The organism is Acinetobacter sp. YH12021, from assembly GCF_013420145.1.
GTDB lineage: Bacteria > Pseudomonadota > Gammaproteobacteria > Pseudomonadales > Moraxellaceae > Acinetobacter > Acinetobacter towneri.
Map to the genome: position 1 here is coordinate 21,158 of NZ_VOYT01000013.1, position 19,105 is coordinate 40,262.

16 protein-coding genes and 3 pseudogenes are annotated in these 19,105 nt (G+C 42.0%); 6 read left to right on the top strand and 13 right to left on the bottom strand.

Translation table 11 applies throughout. The features are described from left to right. Positions 1 to 4 precede the first annotated feature (4 nt). Genes FTT91_RS10510 through paaA form a run of 8 tightly spaced genes read right to left on the bottom strand, consistent with a single transcriptional unit; the run spans position 5 to position 6,815 of the window. Entirely contained in the window at positions 5 to 1,558 is a 1,554-nt protein-coding gene (locus FTT91_RS10510; RefSeq protein ID WP_180169374.1) for a 3-hydroxyacyl-CoA dehydrogenase, read from the bottom strand. A gap of 2 nt (positions 1,559 to 1,560) precedes the next feature. Continuing rightward, positions 1,561 to 2,352, bottom strand: a complete 792-nt coding sequence (gene paaG / locus FTT91_RS10515; protein WP_180169375.1) for a 2-(1,2-epoxy-1,2-dihydrophenyl)acetyl-CoA isomerase PaaG — start codon at positions 2,350 to 2,352, stop codon at positions 1,561 to 1,563. Next, positions 2,352 to 3,122: an enoyl-CoA hydratase-related protein gene (locus tag FTT91_RS10520; protein ID WP_180169376.1), complete on the bottom strand. Its 771-nt coding sequence runs from the start codon at positions 3,120 to 3,122 to the stop codon at positions 2,352 to 2,354. The genes paaG and FTT91_RS10520 overlap by 1 nt, the downstream gene beginning before the upstream one ends. Before the next feature lie 27 nt (positions 3,123 to 3,149). Continuing rightward, positions 3,150 to 4,208 (bottom strand): 1,2-phenylacetyl-CoA epoxidase subunit PaaE, encoded by a 1,059-nt coding sequence (paaE, locus tag FTT91_RS10525; protein ID WP_180169377.1) that lies wholly within the window; start codon positions 4,206 to 4,208, stop codon positions 3,150 to 3,152. A 39-nt stretch (positions 4,209 to 4,247) separates the two neighbouring features. Continuing rightward, positions 4,248 to 4,748 (bottom strand): 1,2-phenylacetyl-CoA epoxidase subunit PaaD, encoded by a 501-nt coding sequence (gene paaD / locus FTT91_RS10530; protein WP_180169378.1) that lies wholly within the window; start codon positions 4,746 to 4,748, stop codon positions 4,248 to 4,250. A 28-nt stretch (positions 4,749 to 4,776) separates the two neighbouring features. Then, positions 4,777 to 5,532, bottom strand: coding sequence for a 1,2-phenylacetyl-CoA epoxidase subunit PaaC (gene paaC, locus FTT91_RS10535; RefSeq protein WP_180169379.1), 756 nt, complete (start codon positions 5,530 to 5,532; stop codon positions 4,777 to 4,779). A gap of 11 nt (positions 5,533 to 5,543) precedes the next feature. After that, positions 5,544 to 5,834 carry a 1,2-phenylacetyl-CoA epoxidase subunit PaaB gene (gene paaB, locus FTT91_RS10540; RefSeq protein WP_180169380.1) on the bottom strand — a complete coding sequence of 97 codons (291 nt, stop codon included), beginning with the start codon at positions 5,832 to 5,834 and terminating at the stop codon, positions 5,544 to 5,546. Positions 5,835 to 5,870: 36 nt separating this feature from the next. Next, positions 5,871 to 6,815, bottom strand: coding sequence for a 1,2-phenylacetyl-CoA epoxidase subunit PaaA (paaA, locus tag FTT91_RS10545; protein ID WP_180169381.1), 945 nt, complete (start codon positions 6,813 to 6,815; stop codon positions 5,871 to 5,873). Positions 6,816 to 7,075: 260 nt separating this feature from the next. Here paaA and paaZ point away from each other — a divergent pair, with 260 nt between their 5' ends. The 3 genes from paaZ (at position 7,076) to FTT91_RS10560 (ending at position 11,613) form a co-directional block, all read left to right on the top strand. Further along, the gene (paaZ, locus tag FTT91_RS10550) at positions 7,076 to 9,193 is read left to right on the top strand and encodes a phenylacetic acid degradation bifunctional protein PaaZ (protein WP_180169382.1); all 2,118 of its coding nucleotides are present in this window, start codon (positions 7,076 to 7,078) and stop codon (positions 9,191 to 9,193) included. Between the two features lie 206 nt (positions 9,194 to 9,399). Next, entirely contained in the window at positions 9,400 to 10,827 is a 1,428-nt protein-coding gene (locus FTT91_RS10555; protein WP_180169389.1) for an MFS transporter, read from the top strand. Positions 10,828 to 11,118: 291 nt separating this feature from the next. Beyond that, entirely contained in the window at positions 11,119 to 11,613 is a 495-nt protein-coding gene (locus FTT91_RS10560; protein WP_180169383.1) for a Dps family protein, read from the top strand. Between the two features lie 13 nt (positions 11,614 to 11,626). On the opposite strand, the pseudogene FTT91_RS10565 reads toward FTT91_RS10560, so the two are convergent. Beyond that, positions 11,627 to 12,066, bottom strand: a pseudogene (locus FTT91_RS10565) (RNA-guided endonuclease InsQ/TnpB family protein); the annotation flags it as partial. Here FTT91_RS10565 and FTT91_RS10570 point away from each other — a divergent pair. From FTT91_RS10570 to FTT91_RS10580, 3 genes and pseudogenes are all read left to right on the top strand, one after another. Next, positions 12,066 to 12,365: pseudogene (locus FTT91_RS10570) on the top strand (EamA family transporter); the annotation flags it as partial. The pseudogenes FTT91_RS10565 and FTT91_RS10570 overlap by 1 nt on opposite strands. A gap of 241 nt (positions 12,366 to 12,606) precedes the next feature. Beyond that, entirely contained in the window at positions 12,607 to 12,813 is a 207-nt protein-coding gene (locus tag FTT91_RS10575; protein ID WP_180169385.1) for a type II toxin-antitoxin system Phd/YefM family antitoxin, read from the top strand. Then, complete coding sequence (locus tag FTT91_RS10580; RefSeq protein ID WP_257229592.1) at positions 12,791 to 13,558, top strand: diguanylate cyclase; 768 nt, start codon at positions 12,791 to 12,793, stop codon at positions 13,556 to 13,558. The genes FTT91_RS10575 and FTT91_RS10580 overlap by 23 nt, the downstream gene beginning before the upstream one ends. 60 nt (positions 13,559 to 13,618) lie before the next feature. Here the strand turns inward: FTT91_RS10580 and FTT91_RS10585 are convergent, their stop codons facing one another. From FTT91_RS10585 to FTT91_RS10595, 4 genes and pseudogenes are all read right to left on the bottom strand, one after another. Continuing rightward, entirely contained in the window at positions 13,619 to 14,551 is a 933-nt protein-coding gene (locus tag FTT91_RS10585) for an IS5 family transposase (protein ID WP_180169386.1), read from the bottom strand. 138 nt (positions 14,552 to 14,689) lie between these two features. Continuing rightward, positions 14,690 to 14,875 (bottom strand): hypothetical protein, encoded by a 186-nt coding sequence (locus FTT91_RS10590; protein WP_180051436.1) that lies wholly within the window; start codon positions 14,873 to 14,875, stop codon positions 14,690 to 14,692. A gap of 396 nt (positions 14,876 to 15,271) precedes the next feature. Continuing rightward, positions 15,272 to 15,841, bottom strand: a pseudogene (locus tag FTT91_RS14790) (DDE-type integrase/transposase/recombinase); the annotation flags it as partial. A gap of 62 nt (positions 15,842 to 15,903) precedes the next feature. After that, on the bottom strand, positions 15,904 to 19,101 hold the full coding sequence (locus tag FTT91_RS10595; RefSeq protein ID WP_180051437.1) for a site-specific integrase: 3,198 nt from the start codon (positions 19,099 to 19,101) through the stop codon (positions 15,904 to 15,906). Positions 19,102 to 19,105 lie beyond the last annotated feature (4 nt).

The window sequence follows — 19,105 nt, forward strand, 5'->3', positions numbered from 1 at the left end:
TTCCTTAGCCTGCTTGGCGAAATTCTAATTCTTGCTGTGGCTGCGCCTGTTCCTGGGCCGCCTTCTTGCTTAAATATACACTACAATGGTAGCGTTCTTCACCATAAATACGATACATATTTTTCAAAATTTGTAAAATAGTGTTATATCCAATTTTGTCTGCCCACTGAAATGGACCTTGCGGATAATTCACGCCATATTTCATCGCCAAATCAATATCTTGTTCTGTTGAAATATCATGCAGCACTGCTTCACAGGCTTCATTGACCAGCATTGAAATGGTGCGTAAAACATACAGACCTGGATGATCCTTCGTCCAGATTGGTATCATATCAATTGCGGCAAAAAATGCGGCAACCAGCGCGCGATCTGCTTCGCTACATGCGGGGGATGCCACCACAGGCAATGCCTTGGCCTGTGCCCAATCGGCATGCCAGTCCATTAACACCACTTTGTCTGTGACATAGTCCAGTTCAACCGACTCACCCAGGCTCATACAGACACGCACATCACCAATAATGATTGCGTTCGGTTCCTGAACATCATACTGCACAGTCAGCTTGGTACTGGCCTGAATACGCGTCAGTAAACCTGCCGAATGTGACCAGCGACCATTCACCTGAATTGCCAGTTCAGTACCTGAAACTGCGACATGCTCAGGCAACTGATAAGCCGGTTGACGCTCAGCCTGGCTATAGTCATAAAAACCCTGCCCGCTTTTACGGCCAAAACAGCCGGCATCGACCAGTTCTTTTTGAATCAGTGACGGACGATAACGCGGCTCATCAAAAAATTCCCGGTAAACACTTTGGGTCACAGAAAAGTTGATGTCCTGCCCAATCAGATCGGTGAGTTCACATGGTCCCATGGCAAAACGGCCACACTCACGCAGGATGAAATCCAGCTGTTCCGGTGAGGTGACATTTTCCTGCAGGGCACGAAAGGCTTCCGCATAATAAGGACGCGCCACACGGTTGACAATGAAACCCGGAGTTGACTTGGCTGTCACTGGCACTTTGTTCCAAGCCTTCATCAGACTGAATAAAGCCTGTGCAATTGTCGCCGATGTCTTCAGCCCCCGGATAATTTCAACCAGTTTCATCACCGGTGCCGGATTAAAAAAGTGCAGCCCCACCACCCGCTCTGGATGTGGAATTGCGGCGGCAATTGCGGTAATCGAAATAGAAGAGGTATTCGAGGCAAAAATGGTGTCTGGCGGGCACAGTTCTGCCAGTTGCTGGAACAGGGCCTGTTTGACTTCTTTTTTCTCCACAATAGCTTCGACCACCAATTGTGCAGAAGCCAATGCCTGAATATCTGTGGCAATGCTTAAATTGGCAAAGGTTTGCTCCAACAGTTGCCCGGTCATTTTGCCCGCAGCCACCCGTTTTTGCAGTTGTACTTTTAATTGATCTAAAGCCGCCTGTGACTTTTGCACATCCATATCAAACAGTTGAGTTGGATGGCCATGCATCGCTGCAAGCTGCGCGATGCCTATGCCCATGGTTCCGGCGCCAATCACCGCCACACGGGCTTGCTGTAAACAGAGTTGTTGCATACTTAGCATCCTGTATATTGCGGTGTACGTTTTTGCATAAAGGCCTGTACGCCTTCTTTATAGTCACTTGAACGGCCAGCCAGACGCTGTAAATCACGCTCTAATACCAGCTGCTCATCCAGATTGTTTTGCGCTGCGGCATGAATGGCTTTTTTAATCAGAGACAGACCATAGGTCGGTTGCTTAGCCAGATGTTCGGCCATTTTTTCGGCTTCGGCTTTCAGCTGATCATCTTCCACCACCTGCCAGATCATGCCCAGCTGTAAAGCCTGTTCAGCAGGAACTTTATCTCCCAGCATCGCCAGACCCATGGCCTGTGCACGGCCGACCAGACGTGGCAGAAACCAGGTACCGCCCGAATCGGGTACCAGGCCTAAACGGCAAAAGGCTTGAATAAAAGAGGCCGATTTTGCCGCGATCACCAGATCACAAGCCAGCGCAATATTGGCACCTGCTCCGGCCGCGACACCATTCACCGCACAAAGCACCGGTTTTGGCATTTCGGTGATCAGTTTAATTAAGGGGTTATAATATTTTTCAATCGATACACCCAAATCTGGTGCATCGGCATTCGGGTCTACCACGCGGTCATTTAAATCCTGCCCGGCGCAGAAACCACGGCCTTCTGCCGAAATGACGACGGCACGAATCTGGGCATCTTTGGCCCAGGCTTTCATGACGCTGGACACTTCCTGATGCATGGTTTCATTAAAACTGTTGAGCTGTTTTGGACGGTTAAAAGTCAAATAGCCCACTGCATTTTTTTCTTCAACAATAATTGTTTGGTAATCCATTACATACCTCTAAATTCCGGTTTTCTTTTATCTAAAAATGCCTGAATGCCTTCCTGACGGTCCTGAGTCGCTGCCAGCCAGACAAAATGCTGACGTTCCAGTTTCAACCCCTGACTGAGGGTCACTTCATGAATCGACTTTAAGGACTGTTTGATAGCACGAATGGCCAGCGGCGCCTGCGCGGCAATTATGCTTGCCAGTTCCAGTGCATATTGCACGGTTAAATCGGTTGGACAGGTCTGGCTGCTAATGCCGTGTTGCACCGCTTTGCTGGCAGAGATCATTTCACCGGTCATTGCCCAGCGCATGGTCAGTTGCTGACCGACCAAACGCGCCAGACGCTGAGTACCGCCTGCGCCCGGCAACATGCCCAGACCAATTTCAGGAAGGGCGAACTGGGCATTTTCACCAGTAATAATCATGTCGCCATGCAGCGCCAGCTCAAATCCGGCGCCAAGTGCATAACCGTTAACGGCCATAATCAGTGGCTTGGAAAATTCATCAATGCCTTTCCACAGCAATGGACGCTGATCCTGCTGGATACTGACAACATCCAGCTGAGCCAGTTCATTTAAATCTGCGCCGGCAGCAAAACACTGGCTATTTCCGGTAATCACCACAGCTTTCACTGCAGTATCGGCATCCAGCTGTTTCAAATGCCCGGCCAGCTCGTTTAAGGTGGCGTTATTGAGTGCATTACGTTTTTCCGGCCGGTTTAGCTCAATGAGGACCACGCCCGGTGCAGCGCTGCGACTTTTTAAATAATGCATTGCTGATGACTCCCTGATCCAGTTTTTTTATTCATCAAAACTTAAACGGACATTGTCACTGGTCGGACGCGCCTGACAGCTCAGTACATAACCTTGGGCAATTTCATCTTCTTCTAAGCTGTAGTTGATGGCCATTTCCACCTGACCTTCAAGCACCTTACATTTACAGGTCGCACACACCCCGCCTTTACAGGCATAAGGCAAGTCCGCACCTGCACGTAACGCGGCATCTAAAATACTGTCATCCTGTTTCGACACTTCAACAATCAGTTCACGGCCATCAAGAATAATATTGACCTTCTCTTCGCTGCGGCTGGCAATTTGTGCTGCACTGGCTTTTGGTGCAGAACCAGTATTAAAACGTTCAGTGTGAATTTTGCTGCGCTCGATGCCCAGTTCTGGCAACACAGTTTCTACCGCTTCCATCATTTCATCTGGACCGCAGGCAAAACAGTGATCAAACTGGCGATTAATCAGACCGCCCTGGAACAGTTGTTGCAGTTTGTCTGCATCAATCCGGCCATTGAATAACGGACTGTCATTAAACTCGCGCGAGAAAATATTCACCAGCTGCAAACGCTCTTTAAAACGGTCTTTTAAGTCCATGATCTGCTCAGCGAACATGGTCTGTTTCCAGGAACGGTTACCATAAACCAAGGTAAAACTTGCGCCAGATTGACGGTTCAATACCGACTTCACAATAGATAAAATTGGAGTAATCCCACTACCGGCAGCAAAGCCCAGATAGTTTTGACCACCTGTTTTGGCAGCTTTCTGGAAAAATACGCCTTGTGGTGGCATCACTTCCAGCACATCACCGGCTTTTAAATGATCGTTGGCCCAAGTTGAAAATTGTCCCTGATCAATTTTCTTGATGGCAATACTCATGTCCTCAGCTGTATCGCTGCAAATTGAATAACAACGGCGGATTTCACCCTGTTCGGTCAAATGACGAATGGTCAGATGCTGACCTGGCTGATACTGAAAAAGTGCTTCTTGTTCTGGCGCAAGCTCAAAGGCAATACAAATTGCCTGTTCAGTCTGTGGCTGGATTGATTTAATGGTTAAAGGTACAAATTGGCTCATGTGAAAATCCCTCTTGCATGCCGACGCTTCTTGTCATGCTTATATACATTTGAAATAGTCGAACGGTTCGAGACAGTCCTGACACTTGTATAAGGCTTTGCAGGCTGTGGAACTAAATTCGCTTAATAATTTGGTCTGTTGGCTTTGGCAATGCGGGCAACGAATCCCGTCGCTGAGTGCCACATGGGTACCACACTGGTGTGACTGTCCTTGTGGCGGTGCAATACCATATTGTTCAAGTTTCTGCTTGCCGCTTTCGCTCATCCAGTCGGTGGTCCAGGCTTCGGATAAATCCACCACCACCTGTACCGGCGTTAAACCTTTGGCAGCAAATGCAGTCGTAATTTCGTCTTTGAGTAAATCTGTTGCCGGACAGCCGCTATAGGTTGGGGTGAGACGCACCACAATTTCATCCTGCCGGTTCAACTCAACGCCGCGAATCATACCCAGATCCAGTACCGACAGCACTGGAATTTCCGGATCAGATACCTGCGCCAATACCTCCCAGCATTCATCTAGACAATGTCGAATTAAATTCATGCGACTCACTCCCTGTGATTAAGCTGAATTACCAAGCCATATTTGGATAAGAACGTTGCATATACTGCAATTCGGCTAAAATAAAGCCCAGGTGTTCCGTATGCAGTCCCTGTTTGGCACCACTACGATAAGCACCGGTTTCTGGCAGACTTAGACCAAAACGCTGTAACTCGGCCTGAACCTGTGTGCTCCACGCAGCTTTTAGAGGTTCAAATGCAGGCAGAATACCCTGCCCAACCAGTTGCTGTTCATCTGCGGTGAGTTCAAACAGCTCTTGGGTAAAACGCCATAACTGGTTCAAGCCCTGCTGGGTTTTCTCATGTGCTTCAGCAGTACCCAGACTCAGACGCTCCATCCAGGTGGTGGAAAAACGCAGGTGATATTTCACTTCTTTTAAAGATTTCACCGCAAAAGCCGTCACATCTTTATGCTGGCTGCGGGTTAATGCGCTGAATAATTCCAGGTGATATACATCCATCAACCATTGGCGGACGATAGTCTGGGCAAAATCGCCATTCGGCTGTTCACATAACAACAGGTTGCGATATTCACGCTCGGTGCGGAAATAGGCCAGTTTATCTTCATCACGACCAAGACCTTCAACTTCACCGGCCAGACTTAAAGCGGTACGCGCCTGACCCAACAGGTCCAGACCGATATTGGCCAAAGCAATATCCAGTTCCAGTTCCGGGGCATGGCCACACCATTCAGCCAAACGGTGCGATAAAATCAGCTGGCTGTCGCCCACATGCAAGAGAAATTGCGCTAATACAGATTGACTCATTGTACTGCTCCTTACATGTGCTCAATGCCATCTGGAATGTTGTAAAACGTCGGGTGACGGTAAACCTTGTCCAATGACGGGTCAAAAAATTCTGGCTTTTCATCGGGTTGAGATGAGGTAATCAATTCTGATTTCACCACCCAGATGCTGATGCCTTCATTACGACGGGTATATACATCGCGTGCATTTTGAAGTGCAACCTCATCATCAGAAGCGCGCAGGCTGCCGACATGACGGTGGCTTAAACCCTGTTTGCTACGTACAAATACTTCATATAAAGACCAGTGATTTTTATTGTCCATGAGCGTATTCCTTATTCATTTCCATATGGGGCGTGCTTAAGCAACTTTTTGTTGCTGTTGCTGAGTATTCTGTTTTTGGGCATAAACCGCGGCACTGTCGCGCACCCATTTGCCGCCTTCCCAGGCTTTACGGCGTGCTTCAATGCGTTCGTGGTTACATGGGCCTTTACCGGCAATCACATCAAAGAACTCAGTCCAGTTAATTTCACCAAATTCATAGTGACCGGTTTCCTGGTTAAAGCGTAAATCTGCATCTGGAACGGTCAGACCTAACTGCAAGACTTGCGGCACAGTGTTATCGACAAACTTCTGACGCAGTTCATCATTACTGAAACGTTTGATTTTCCAAGCCATGCTTTGCGCACTGTTCGGTGAATTATCATCACTTGGACCAAACATCATCAAGGCTGGCCACCAGAAACGGTTGACTGCATCCTGTGCCAACTGTTTTTGCTCTTCAGTACCGTTGGCCAGTTGCATCATCGCTTCAAAGCCCTGACGCTGATGGAAACTTTCTTCTTTACAGATCCGTACCATGGCACGTGCATAAGGACCATATGAGGTACGGCATAGCGCCACCTGATTGACAATGGCTGCACCATCTACCAACCAGCCAATTGCAGCAACATCTGCCCAGCTCAGGGTTGGATAGTTAAAGATAGATGAATATTTCATACGACCGGCAATCAGCTTATCCATCATGTCATCACGGTCAGCCCCAAGGGTTTCTGCCGCGCTGTACAAATACAGTGCATGACCGGCCTCATCCTGGACTTTGGCCAGGAGCACCGCTTTACGTTTTAAGCTGGGTGCGCGGGTAATCCAGTTGCCTTCCGGCAACATGCCCACCACTTCTGAGTGTGCATGCTGGCCAATCTGACGAATAAGAGTTTTACGGTAAGCCTCTGGCATCCAGTTTTTGGGTTCAATTGAAATGTCCTTTTCAATTGCCTGCTCAAAGCTGTCTAGTTGATTTGTCATTTTATCCTCACTTATCCCAAGTGTTCTGACACTCAAATTAAAACGATACACATTAAAAATCAATATTTTTTTTAAGTATCAAATAGAATATTCATTAAAAATAGAACAACCCACTGTTTTTCAATATTTTTATTTTTAAAAAATTTTTTTATTGCAAAATTTAATTGCAAATATGATTGACAAAACCGCCTTAAAATCAGAAATTATGAAACATCAAAATTAAAATATTACTCAAAACGTATCATAAAAGGAGTTTTATCATGCTTGAGTTAGACACCCAGACAGCGCAGACGGAATCGCAAGCGACTGATTATTCAACCTCTAGCCCGGCCTTAAAAACCTTAGGCTCTCTGATTTGTGGCCAGGAGTTTATTGCCCAGCAAGATTTTCGTACGGTCTATCATGCGATTTCTGGCAAGCCGATTTATCAGGTCAGTAGCTTTGGTATCGACACTCAAGCCGTATTGAACTATGCCAAACAGCAAGGTTCCGTGATTGCCTCATGGACTTTTCATCAGCGTGCCAATGCCTTAAAACAGGTGGCACAATATCTGCTGGAACGTAAAGAAGAATTTTATACCCTGGCCCAAGCCACAGGCTGTACCCGTAAAGATGCCTGGATTGATGTTGAAGGGGGTATTGGTACCCTGTTTGCCTATTCAAGTCTGGTGCGTCGTGAACTCAGTGATGAAACGGCCTGGGTCGAAGACAGCTGGATTCCACTATCCAAGCATGGCAGCTTTGGTGCCAAACACGTATTAAGCCCGAAAGCCGGTGTGGCTGTGCATATTAATGCATTTAACTTCCCGATCTGGGGCATGCTGGAAAAAATCGCGCCAACGTTGTTGGCCGGTGTGCCCTGTATTGTCAAACCCGCGACCGAAGGTGCCGAGCTAACGCATGCGGTGGTAAAAGCCATTCATGCCAGCGGTTATTTACCTGAAGGCGCCTTGCAGCTGATCTGTGGTCAAACTTATGATTTATTTGATCATTTAAACCCACAAGACACGGTAACCTTTACCGGTTCGGCCTCAACCGGTCAAAAGCTGCGTGCGCATCCACATCTGAATCAATACTCGATTCCATTCAGCATGGAAGCCGATTCGGTCAACAGTGCCATCCTCACCGAACAAGCCAGCGATACCGCAATTGACCTGTTCGTGCGTGAAGTTTTCCGTGAAATGACCACCAAGGCCGGACAGAAATGTACTGCAATTCGCCGCGCCTTTGTACCGCGCGAATTACTGGACACAGTTCAGGAACGTCTGATTGCCAAATTGCAAAAAGTGGTATTGGGTAATCCGGAGCTGGAAAATGTCACTATGGGTGCATTGGCCAGCGTCAAACAAAAACACGATGTTGCTGCCAAAGTAGAACAATTGAGTCAGGAAGCAAGCATTGTCTTTGGTAGCCATCTGCGTCAGGACTTTGCCATCCAGGCTGAACATCCTGAACAGGGAGCATTCTATCCACCGACAGTACTGCGCTGTGAACAGCCTGAACAGGCCAACAGTCTGCATCAGATTGAAGCCTTTGGTCCGGTTGTGACCTTAATGCCCTATGACAATTTACCGCAACTGGCGGGTCTGGTCGCACGTGGCGAAGGCAGCCTGGTGGCATCTGTGGTGCGTGACTGCAACCAGAACATTGAACAGCTGATTGCCAAAATTGCACCATGGCATGGCCGTGTTCATGTGCTGGATGAAGAAAGTGCCAAAGAAAGTACCGGTCATGGTTCCCCGCTGCCACATCTGGTACATGGTGGCCCGGGTCGTGCAGGTGGTGGTGAAGAACTGGGGGGCTTACGCGCAGTCAAACACTATATGCAACGTACTGCCATTCAGGGTTCTCCAAATGCCATGACCCAGATTGGACACAGCTGGACCGCTGGAGCACAGGTGTTTGAAGATCGGGTTCATCCATTTAAAAAATCGTTTGATGAATTACGTATCGGTGAGCGTCTGTTAACTGCACGCCGCACCGTAACAGAAGCGGATTTAGTGAATTTCGCCTGCCTGAGCGGTGACTATTTCTATGCCCACATGGACAAAATTGCCGCTGCTGAATCGCTGTTCGAAGAACGTGTCGCGCATGGCTATTTCATTGTCTCTGCGGCAGCTGGCCTGTTTGTTGATGCGGCGCCAGGACCGGTGATTGCCAACTATGGCATGGACAATTTACGTTTTGTCGAACCGGTTAAAATTGGTGACACCATTCAGGTAGAACTGACCTGCAAACAGAAAACGCCTAAACTGCAGCGTGATCCGAGCCAGAAGCCACACGGTGTTGTGGTTTGGGATATTAAGGTGAAAAATCAGCGTAATGAACTGGTCGCAACTTACGATATTCTGACCCTGGTAGAACGCGGCGAAGCTTAAAGATCAATCCGACTTAATTCTCAAAACTCAAAAGGAATCGCTTGTGATTCCTTTTTTATTAATAATAAAAAAATATGTATCTTTTTATTCAGAATAGATTGACCATCTTTCAAGAAAGGAATACATTGACGAAAGACGATACAAAATAAAAATAACACTAATTAATAAGTATCATATTATCTTATACGTTCAGCACAGGAAGTTGCATAATGAATGATAAAACACTAGAGATAGATGTGGTTGAAAGGAATATTCAACCGGAAACCAAACAGTTTGAAGCCCCTCATCCCGTAGAAACACCAGCCACGCCTCACGCAGATGACAATCGTAGTGCCTATCAATGGTACGTGGTCATCATTTGTATGGTGGCCTATATTCTGTCCTTCGTAGACCGGCAGATTCTGTCTTTAATGATTGAGCCGATTAAAGCTGACTTAATGCTCAGCGATACACAATTTAGTTTGCTTCAGGGGCTGGCCTTTTCCCTGTTCTATGCCTTTATGGGTGTACCTATTGCGGCACTGGCTGACAAAAAATCACGGATTAAAATTATTTCAGTGGGTATTGCCTTCTGGAGTCTGGCGACAGCAGCCTGTGGTTTAAGCAAGAACTTTATTCAAATGTTCCTGGCACGCTTAAGTGTGGGTGCAGGTGAAGCGGCGCTGTCACCAGCGTTCTATTCGATTGTGGCCGATCTGTTCCCTAAAGAGAAACTCGGTCGTGCTCTGGGCGTTTATGCTATTGGCGCCTTTATTGGTTCGGGTCTGGCCTTCTTAATTGGCGGCTACGTGATTGGCCTGCTTAAAGATGTCAGTTTTGTGGCTTTACCCGTTATTGGTGAAGTTAAAACCTGGCAGCTGACCTTTATGATTGTTGGCTTACCTGGCGTGTTACTGGCATTGCTGATGATTCTGACCGTACGTGAACCAGCACGTAAAGGTGTAAAAGTGGGGCAAGATGGTCAGGTTATCAAAGCTTCATTTAAAAACTCAATTGCCTTTATCCGGCTGCACAAGAAAACCTTCTTCTGTCATTTTATTGGTTTTTCCTTCTATACCATGATGCTGTATTCACTTTTAGGCTGGGCCCCAGCGTATTACATGCGCCATTTTGGTTTAGATGCCAGCCAGACAGGTTATGTGTTGGGAAGTATCATTCTGATAGCCAATACAGCAGGTGCATTATTCTGCGGCTGGCTCATCGACTTTTTCTCAAAACGCGGTTATAGCGATGCAGCAATTCGTGCTGGTGCTTTGGGCTGTGCAGCCTTAATTATCCCGAGTGTGTTATTTACCCAGGTAGATAATATGTATCTGTCCTTTGCGCTAATTTTTGTGGCAATGTTCTTTTCGACCTTCCCGATTCCAGCTTCTGCAGCAGCCACTCAAATGCTAACGCCAAATCAGTTACGTGCACAGGTTTCAGCAAAATTCCTGCTGATTTCCAACCTGATTGCCCTAGGTGTAGGAACCACGGCGGTGGCGTTAATTACCGACAACTATTTCGAGAATACCTTAATGGTCGGTAACTCTATTTCAATTGTCAATGCTGTAGCGGGTGTAATTGGCACCTTCCTGCTTTATAAAGGCTGTCAGTACTACCGTAATAGTATTCAACATGAGAAATTAAATTAAGCGCATCAAAGAATGGTGAAGAATGGGCACCGCCCCATTCTCCATTTCATCACACCTTTTCCTTTTATCTCTTTTTTTATCTGATTCTCTCCACATCTTCACGTCTTGTTTCAAACTGTCCGATTCACCTGCGCTTTCATCTTCATTGCCCCAACATACAGGATGATGCTGATGAGCCCTGTACAGTATCACTACTATCCGTCATCTTCTTGCTGCACTAAATGTGCTACATTAAAATCAGTTTCTGGCTTTATCTCATCTAAATCTAAATAGAAGTTTTGGGAGTGACTCATGGCAAAAATGAAAAAATCAACAATGAATATTGATATTGGTATTTCTGAAAAAAATCGGGCCAAAATTGTTGAGGGGCTTTCCCGACTACTGGCCGACAGTTATACCCTGTATTTAATGACCCATAACTTTCACTGGAACGTGACTGGCCCGCAGTTCAACAGTTTGCACATCATGTTTATGACGCAATATACCGAACAATGGAATGCTTTGGATGTCATTGCCGAGCGTATTCGGGCGTTGGGCTTCCCTGCGCCTGGCACCTATAAAGAATTTGTCAAACTGGCTTCAATTGAAGAAGTCGAAGGTGTACCAAAGGCCGATGAAATGGTGCAATTGCTCGTTCAGGCACATGAATCTGTGGCACGTACTGCGCGCAGTATTTTTGATGTGGTAGATGAAGCCAATGACCAACCTACAGCTGATGTACTGACGCAACGTCTGGAAGTCCATGAAAAAACTGCATGGATGTTAAGAAGTTTGCTAGAAGATTGATATCCTCACCTCCCTAAACGGAGGTGATTCCTACTGCTAGACGCTTATGCCCAAGCGCAAGAATGTTTAGAGCAGAGTTCTTATCTCTATCGTGAACTGTACCGCAGTTCACACACCCCCATTCTCTTATTCCAAGTCCTGTTCTACCTTTCGGACTGCTTGTAGTGATCTCACCACAGCACGAACAAATTTGGGTGGTATAGGCTTTATTAACTTCCTCAAACAATACCCCTGCGTTCTCGCATTTATACTTGAGTATTGTTTTTAATGCTGAGAATCCTGTATCTAAAACAGACTTAGCCATTTTAGTCTTTACAAGCTTTTTAGCACTTAGATCACCAACAACAATGAGTGCATTTTCCTTAACAAGTTTTGTGCTTGCTTTATGCAAATGGTCTTTACGACAGTTTGCAATCTTGGCGTGTAATGCACACGTACACGCTTTTTATTCTTGGGTGAAACTTGTTTTAACACAGCAACTCATTATCCCTGAATTTGAACTATCAACTTATATTTATATCATATCTGCTGCTTTTGCTGTTGGGTTAGGCTATGCCGCTTGGAATATAGGTATAGTACATGGCAATATTACACTACTAGTTGCTGGCTCTTATTTCACACCTATTATTTCATCTTTAATTGCAATATTTATTTTACAAACAGAACTTTCAATAAGTTTTTGGCAAGGTACGGCAATGGTTACATTAGGATCTTTTATTTGCTGGCTTTTAACCAACTTCAATAAAGTTTAGCCAACTTTCAAAGACACATTTTTAAAATATTAATAAATTTCATTCGTTATTTTTCTTATAGTTTTGGATAAAGCTAACAAGCATTTGGTATTTTTAAACTCAACGCTCCTCCTAAATAATTATTATTTTCAAATATTTACACATTACAAAAAATCATTAATAAATGAGTAAAAATAAATTGAGTATAAAATATGATTTATTTATGATTTATACAGTAAATAAAATAGTCAAGGAATTCGACATGAAAAGTTGGAATTATTCAAACGCACGCGCACAACTTTCCACACTTATGGATCAAGCGATTGCAGGATTTCCTGTAGAAATTACCCGACAAGGACGTGAGTCTGCAATTATGATCAGCAAATCATCTTATGAGGCTTATAAAAAAGCTCAATTTGATGTTTTATATCCTAAAAATCGAGATAATGAACAAGATAAATCAAATTGATTTAATATTTATCTATGAAACTATCAGGGTCAACTTTACAACTTGGTTCGCTTTTTGCCTTGGTTTCTGCTTCAACAAACTGGTCGATATAAACGCCTATATTGGGCAACCGTTATTCAATGAGGATGGTTCTATTTTCGGCACATTATGTGCTATTGATCCATCAGTACAGCCTCAAAGTATAGAACAATATAGTGATCTATTAGAGCTATTCAGTTTATTACTTAGTCGAATTTTACAAAATGAACTTAAAATTAATGAACAAAAAAGAGTTAGTGAAAAGCTTGAAATGGATTCATTAACCGATCATTTAACGGGTGTTTTTAATCGTCGTGCTTGGGATACATTTTTGGATTTAGAGGAAGATCGATGTAAAACGTACGGACATCCAACCACAGTGATTATGATAGATTTAAATGACTTAAAAGCTATAAACGATAAATTTGGTCATTCGACTGGAGACCAAATGATCCAAAAAACGGCCCAAATCTTAAAGAAAAATGTACGCTCCAATGATTTAGTCGCGCGTTTAGGAGGAGATGAGTTTGGCATTCTAAATATTGAAACGACTTTAGAAAATACTCAGAAATTGGTGAATCGGCTTTTAATGTCCTTACAAAGTGCTGGAATTAATGCTGCTGTAGGTGTTGCGGCACGTGAACCAAGTAAAAATTTACGAATGGCAGTAATTGAAGCAGATGAAAAAATGTATCGGCATAAACGTCAAATTAAAGTCATCATTTGATTGATCCAGGCTTTGTTGCATAAACATTCAAAAGCCGAATTTTCCCCAAGCCGTTCAAATTTAAGTGACAACTCGGGTATGCGGTCTACCTAATTCCGTGAATTTATTTAATACTGCTACACGTGCATGTATTTCATTGACCTGACTTTGAAAATGTCTTGCAGTCAGTCTATCCCCCAATAATTTGATGCAATGCATCTTGGTTTCCACCAAACTGCGACAATGATAGCTCGACCATTTTTTCCATCGTGTCCTGCCTAAATGTTTAACCGTTTGAAGTAATTCATTGCGCTCTAGTGAGTGAGGCTTAGTATCTTTCCAGGGTTTAGCATTTTTTCTGGGTGGAATCACCGCATGGGCATGCCGATCGGAAATTACCTGCCGGCAGTGTTTCGTGTCATAAGCCCCATTCGTATAGACCGAATCAATTTGCTCATCTTCAGGGATCTGATCAAGTAAATCCCCCAGCACTTGTGAATCGCTAACATTATTTGTCGTCAGCTGAACCGCACGTATTTGCAGGGTTTCAGCATCAATCCCAATATGTAATTTACGCCATTGGCGACGATATTCTGACTGATGTTTCTTACGCTTCCATTCGCCTTCACCTAAAAATTTTAACCCCGTAGAGTCGATGAGTAGATGAAGTCCATCACTGCTTTTTTGATAACGAATTGAAATATCGATATGCTTTTGTCGTTTACAGAGCGTGGAATAATCGGGTGCGGTCCAATTCAAGCCACAGAGCTTAATAAGGCTTTGGACAAAGCCTGTCACCATGCGCAAAGAGAGCCGAAATAGAGATTTCATGATGAGGCAGCATTGAATTGCTGAATCGGAATAGGTTTGATTTCGTCCTGGTTTGCCTGTTGATTGTGCATACCATTGAGTCGCAGGGTCAAACCAGATCGAGATATTTCCTCGATTGATTAAAGCTTGATTGTAGGAGGACCAATTGGTTGTACGATAAATTTTAGGTGCGGGCTTATTCATCTAGCAATTATATTGCTGAATAAGCTTTTAGCAGAGGTTTATGCAACAAAGCCCTTTATTATTATTGAATTCGGTGACCGCCTAAGCAATCACCTTTAATTTATGAAAAAATTACTCGCTCTGGCAATCTATTTCAGATCAAGACACTTTATATGAAATCTTCAATTTAAAATCATAATTATATGAGTGTGCAGCTATGTCTTTACAATATGCTGCTATTGCTAGATCGATATAATCTCCATTTTTTTGAATTGCTTTCGAAATTTCACGTAATTTTTCAGCTGACAAATTGAATTCGTGACTTAAAAATCCATCTTTATTCATACTTTTCTCAATTTAAAAAAAATAAATGTTAGCAGAAAACAAAAATCCATGTCAACAACTCATATCATTGATTTTATTAAATATTTTACACCAAACTTGTAAATATTATAATAAATATTTTAAAAAATTAATTTATAATATTTAATTAGTGCTTAAGTTAATGTTTTATATTTATTCAATATTTACCAATTATTTAAATAAAAAAATTTTAATAATATTTGGTAAAATCCATATAAATATTATTACAATTTTTATAGAATATTCAGTTTATTACTTATTCCTAAGAAATTCCAATAAAAAACTAAAATTTAAAATAGTGGTTAAGCTGCTATAAGGGGAGGATTTCCTTTTATTTTCTTATTGAGGTCTTTCATGATTGTAATGTCACAGCTAAATATAATGGATAGTTCTATTTAGCGTTGAATGCATGCATTCTGTTGTTGTTTGCCTAGTTGAATATATTCAACGCAAATATCGTGTTCAGTTGCCCAACGTACAAATTCATGACTAACGAACTCTAGACCATTGTCACATTGATTCTCTAAAAGCTTTTCTCGATATTAAAATAACTAATCGAATGCACTAATCACCAGGATTTCAGATAATGAAAAACTCGCTTCTATCGCTAAACCTTTTCGGCGGTAATCATCAATTAAGTTTAATAATATGAACTTTTAACTATCAGAAAGTTGATTTTGCATAAAATCTAGTTACCAGACCTGATTTGTACGGATTGACTCTTCCTGGGGCTAGTGCATGCTGTTTTAGTCGTCTTCTCGGCTTAATACCCAAATTTAGTGCCAATTCAAAGTCAATACGGTAAACACGCATATGGTTCCAATGAAGGCTTTCAAAATGAAGTAGCTAATAAAAACATAGACCAAAGCCCCAATCAGTATTCTCTTCGGTCAGTTCAATCAACTGTTCTATAATGGAAGTATTATCATCACTAAATTTAGCCTGATACCATTATGGGTAGATTTGTGCAACAAAGCCCTTTCACACAATTTTAATATTCAAAACTTAGATTATTTAATCCAGAGTTCATCTTCCTGCATAATTTTTAACATTAGATTAAATAAAATCAGAACAGTCACATTTTTATTAGAACCTTTTCTTTGAAAACTGAGTTGAACAGTTCGCTCAGGTGCATTCATATTAACTGGGTAGTTTTTTTTACCTAAATTTAGCTCTTCTCCTAATATTGGGTCTATTCCAGCAATAAAATTTCTAATTCGTTGTTTATCATCTTTATCCCGACATACAAAATGCAAAAAATTCTTACGTAACTTACCAAAGTCTAATAATATTTTTAGAGGATTAACCATGTTGTTTTTTTGATATATTTTAGCCCCCTTCTCTTCTTGATCGTACAAATCAAGGAAGATATTCTGTTCTTCTGAATGAGCCAATTTCATTGCTCTCCGGTGAAGATCCTCAAAGCAAACTTCACATTCAGCCTCTCTCTCAATATTTTCAACTTTTAAATTATATTTTTTGGGGTTCATCCATTTAGTGCACATCAATTGACATCGCTGCATCCATACGTGAGCTTGGGGATCTTTGCTTAAACGGCCATCTCTAAAACTTATCAAACGTTGATAAGGTGTCAGAGTACTATTCTCGATACTAAACTTCTTTTCTTGTAGGCCTGCTATCATGGCTGGTTGTGTTTGCTGATGATAAAAATCAAACCATTTTTGCTGTTGGATATAACGACTTAAGTCAATATCCTCTGTTTTTAAATTCACTTGAGCGAAACACCGCTCTAGAACATTTTTTGAAATATTACACGGCGAATTATAAATTCGATCGACTGCTAATAAATCCAAAACATGAAGGTAATTTGAAGCCGTCTGTTCAATACTACTATGCCCGATCCATGCAGCAAGCACCTGCCATTTATGTTGAATGATTTCTTCATTAGCTCTTGCTTTTACACCGAACAATAAATCCCGCATCTTTTTTGCTTTTCCCCAACTGCAATCAGTATACGTATGTACCATTTCTTTTGACCCGAGCAGCGTTATTGCTAGATAGTTTGCTGCACTATGACGCAGTGTGTGAAAACTAAATCCATGTTGTGTACCCAAAATTCGATTAAATAAATCCACTGTAATTTTACTAATACAATGATCAGTCAATACACGATGATTCACACTAAAAAGTAGGTCATCTTGATGATCAGTCATATATTGCTTATATCGATGCTGGATGTAATGTTGTACCACTAAAAATTCATGATCTGACAACGCAATTTTCAATGGTATTTGACGATTTGCACTTTTCGACTTCAAGCGGCGATATGAATTGTCTCGGATATGGAGCGTGATATTATTAAAAATTGAACTCTTACCATCTTTAAAGAGTAATTCTGGACAGATAACATCTTGTATTTTAAGACAACGGACTTCATTTAATCGAAGTCCAGTTCTATAGCTCAATAAATACATTAACTTTAAACAATTTAGATGATCACCCCATTCTGATGCCGTTGGTTCCTGGCTTAATCTTTCCAATTGTTCCAACAGCTTGCCAAATAACGAAGGACTCACTAAGCGTGCATTACAAATTTGTAAATGTTTAAAATTTGAATTCTGTAACACCAATACCTCTGGCGCATCATAGTGCTCTTGGCAAAATTTATGAAAATCTTTCAGACGTCCAAAACGGTATTGTGCGGTTTGATGCATCTTCTGAGAGATTTTTCCTTTGACTAATTCACGTTGAGTTGCTTTTTCATCACGCTCACTACTATAGATCAACAACTGTCTATATAAATCTTCATAATCATCCGTAGATTGTTGGTTTAAATCCAATTTATTGAGCCAAATTTCAAATATAAATTCTTTACCAAAAGATCCTAAATAGCTTTCAATCGTTGATAATTGAAGTCCTTTATTTTTCAAATGTAATAACCATTGAATTAAACGTAGTTGCGCCTCGATTAAAAGTCTTTCCTCAGTATTAGCATCATGCTTATGCTGCTCTAGAGCGCTTTGGGTTTCTTTCCAATGACGAATCGTACGCTCTTCTCTGTTCTTCTTTTTATCTAAACGTTCAATTTTTTTAGCTCTACTCTTTTTTTGATCAAACAACATCAACTCGTACGGAATCGTTTGTAATTTATTATGAACTGTAGGAACTTCACTATGTAACTGCTCTTGCTCAAATTGAATAGTTTGATTGACTGGTTCAACGACTTGATCACGCTTGTAACTCCACAGCAATCTTGATTCAGATGGTCTTAAAGAAACAGTATTAATCTCTTGTTGTAGAACATTACTCAAAAAAACATCCAAACTAAGTTTTGGATTAAATTCGAGTACCATCTGCACATCATTAAATGCACGAAATCCACGGCGTTTAATTTGATATTTTAGATCGCTCAAACTTTTTTTCGAACCAATTTTGCTTAGACTTTCCAAAATACAGGCTTGTATAGATATTTGCAGACGATATTCTTTATCAGTCTCTTTCAATCTTTTCAAATATTGCAAGATTAACTGAGCATATGGATTTAAAAAGACATGCCTCCACTGGTATAACTTTCGCTGTTCTACATCATTACCGTATTGAGAGTTTTCAACACGATAATGCAGTAACAATGGATTCGTGATCTTTTTGTAGCGAGAATGATATAATCGTGAACAATTCAAATCTGTTTCAAGTTCAATAGCTTCCTGCAATTGCATCTGTATAGCAATCAGATGCTGTTCGTCCGAACAGCCAGAAATATAGATCAAACTTAAGCATAAATTTCCCCATAAACTTTTAGAATCATCCCAATATTCAAGTGAATCTTTCCAATATCGTTTCAGCTCACTGAGAACCTGAGCATGCAACTGCCCCTGTTTTAACCGTGACTCCGTACTTTCAATTTTCCGTGGAAGCACAATACGCTTTGTATTTGGAATTAGCTTTATTTTGTATAATTTTGCATTTATATTCTGGTTATATTCCGTCCTTCTTTTCTTAAATTCAGTTTCTGCAAATTGCATCAATTTAAATTGTTCAGCTCGACTCAAAGATTGACTCAAATAGTCAACCCCATCTTTAAAGTCGTGCCATTTTTCTTTAATCTGTTGATCAAGTTCTTTTTGTACAACTTGTGGTAGGACTTCAGGCGAGGAAAGCTGTTTATCAATAGCTTGCTTAATGAGTTTCTGAATCTCAATAAATAAGATATCTAGTTGTTTCTGAGTTAATTCTTCGATTTGTTGCATACAA

Bases quoted from the DNA above. Each gene is read 5' to 3' on its own strand.
- FTT91_RS10510 (WP_180169374.1), bottom strand. From the start codon at position 1,558: ATGCAACAACTCTGTTTACAGCAAGCCCGTGTGGCGGTGATTGGCGCC.
- paaG (WP_180169375.1), bottom strand. From the start codon at position 2,352: ATGGATTACCAAACAATTATTGTTGAAGAAAAAAATGCAGTGGGCTAT.
- FTT91_RS10520 (WP_180169376.1), bottom strand. From the start codon at position 3,122: ATGCATTATTTAAAAAGTCGCAGCGCTGCACCGGGCGTGGTCCTCATT.
- paaE (WP_180169377.1), bottom strand. From the start codon at position 4,208: ATGAGCCAATTTGTACCTTTAACCATTAAATCAATCCAGCCACAGACT.
- paaD (WP_180169378.1), bottom strand. From the start codon at position 4,748: ATGAATTTAATTCGACATTGTCTAGATGAATGCTGGGAGGTATTGGCG.
- paaC (WP_180169379.1), bottom strand. From the start codon at position 5,532: ATGAGTCAATCTGTATTAGCGCAATTTCTCTTGCATGTGGGCGACAGC.
- paaB (WP_180169380.1), bottom strand. From the start codon at position 5,834: ATGGACAATAAAAATCACTGGTCTTTATATGAAGTATTTGTACGTAGC.
- paaA (WP_180169381.1), bottom strand. From the start codon at position 6,815: ATGACAAATCAACTAGACAGCTTTGAGCAGGCAATTGAAAAGGACATT.
- paaZ (WP_180169382.1), top strand. From the start codon at position 7,076: ATGCTTGAGTTAGACACCCAGACAGCGCAGACGGAATCGCAAGCGACT.
- FTT91_RS10560 (WP_180169383.1), top strand. From the start codon at position 11,119: ATGGCAAAAATGAAAAAATCAACAATGAATATTGATATTGGTATTTCT.
- FTT91_RS10575 (WP_180169385.1), top strand. From the start codon at position 12,607: ATGAAAAGTTGGAATTATTCAAACGCACGCGCACAACTTTCCACACTT.
- FTT91_RS10580 (WP_257229592.1), top strand. From the start codon at position 12,791: ATGAACAAGATAAATCAAATTGATTTAATATTTATCTATGAAACTATC.
- FTT91_RS10585 (WP_180169386.1), bottom strand. From the start codon at position 14,551: ATGAATAAGCCCGCACCTAAAATTTATCGTACAACCAATTGGTCCTCC.
- FTT91_RS10590 (WP_180051436.1), bottom strand. From the start codon at position 14,875: ATGAATAAAGATGGATTTTTAAGTCACGAATTCAATTTGTCAGCTGAA.
- FTT91_RS10595 (WP_180051437.1), bottom strand. From the start codon at position 19,101: ATGCAACAAATCGAAGAATTAACTCAGAAACAACTAGATATCTTATTT.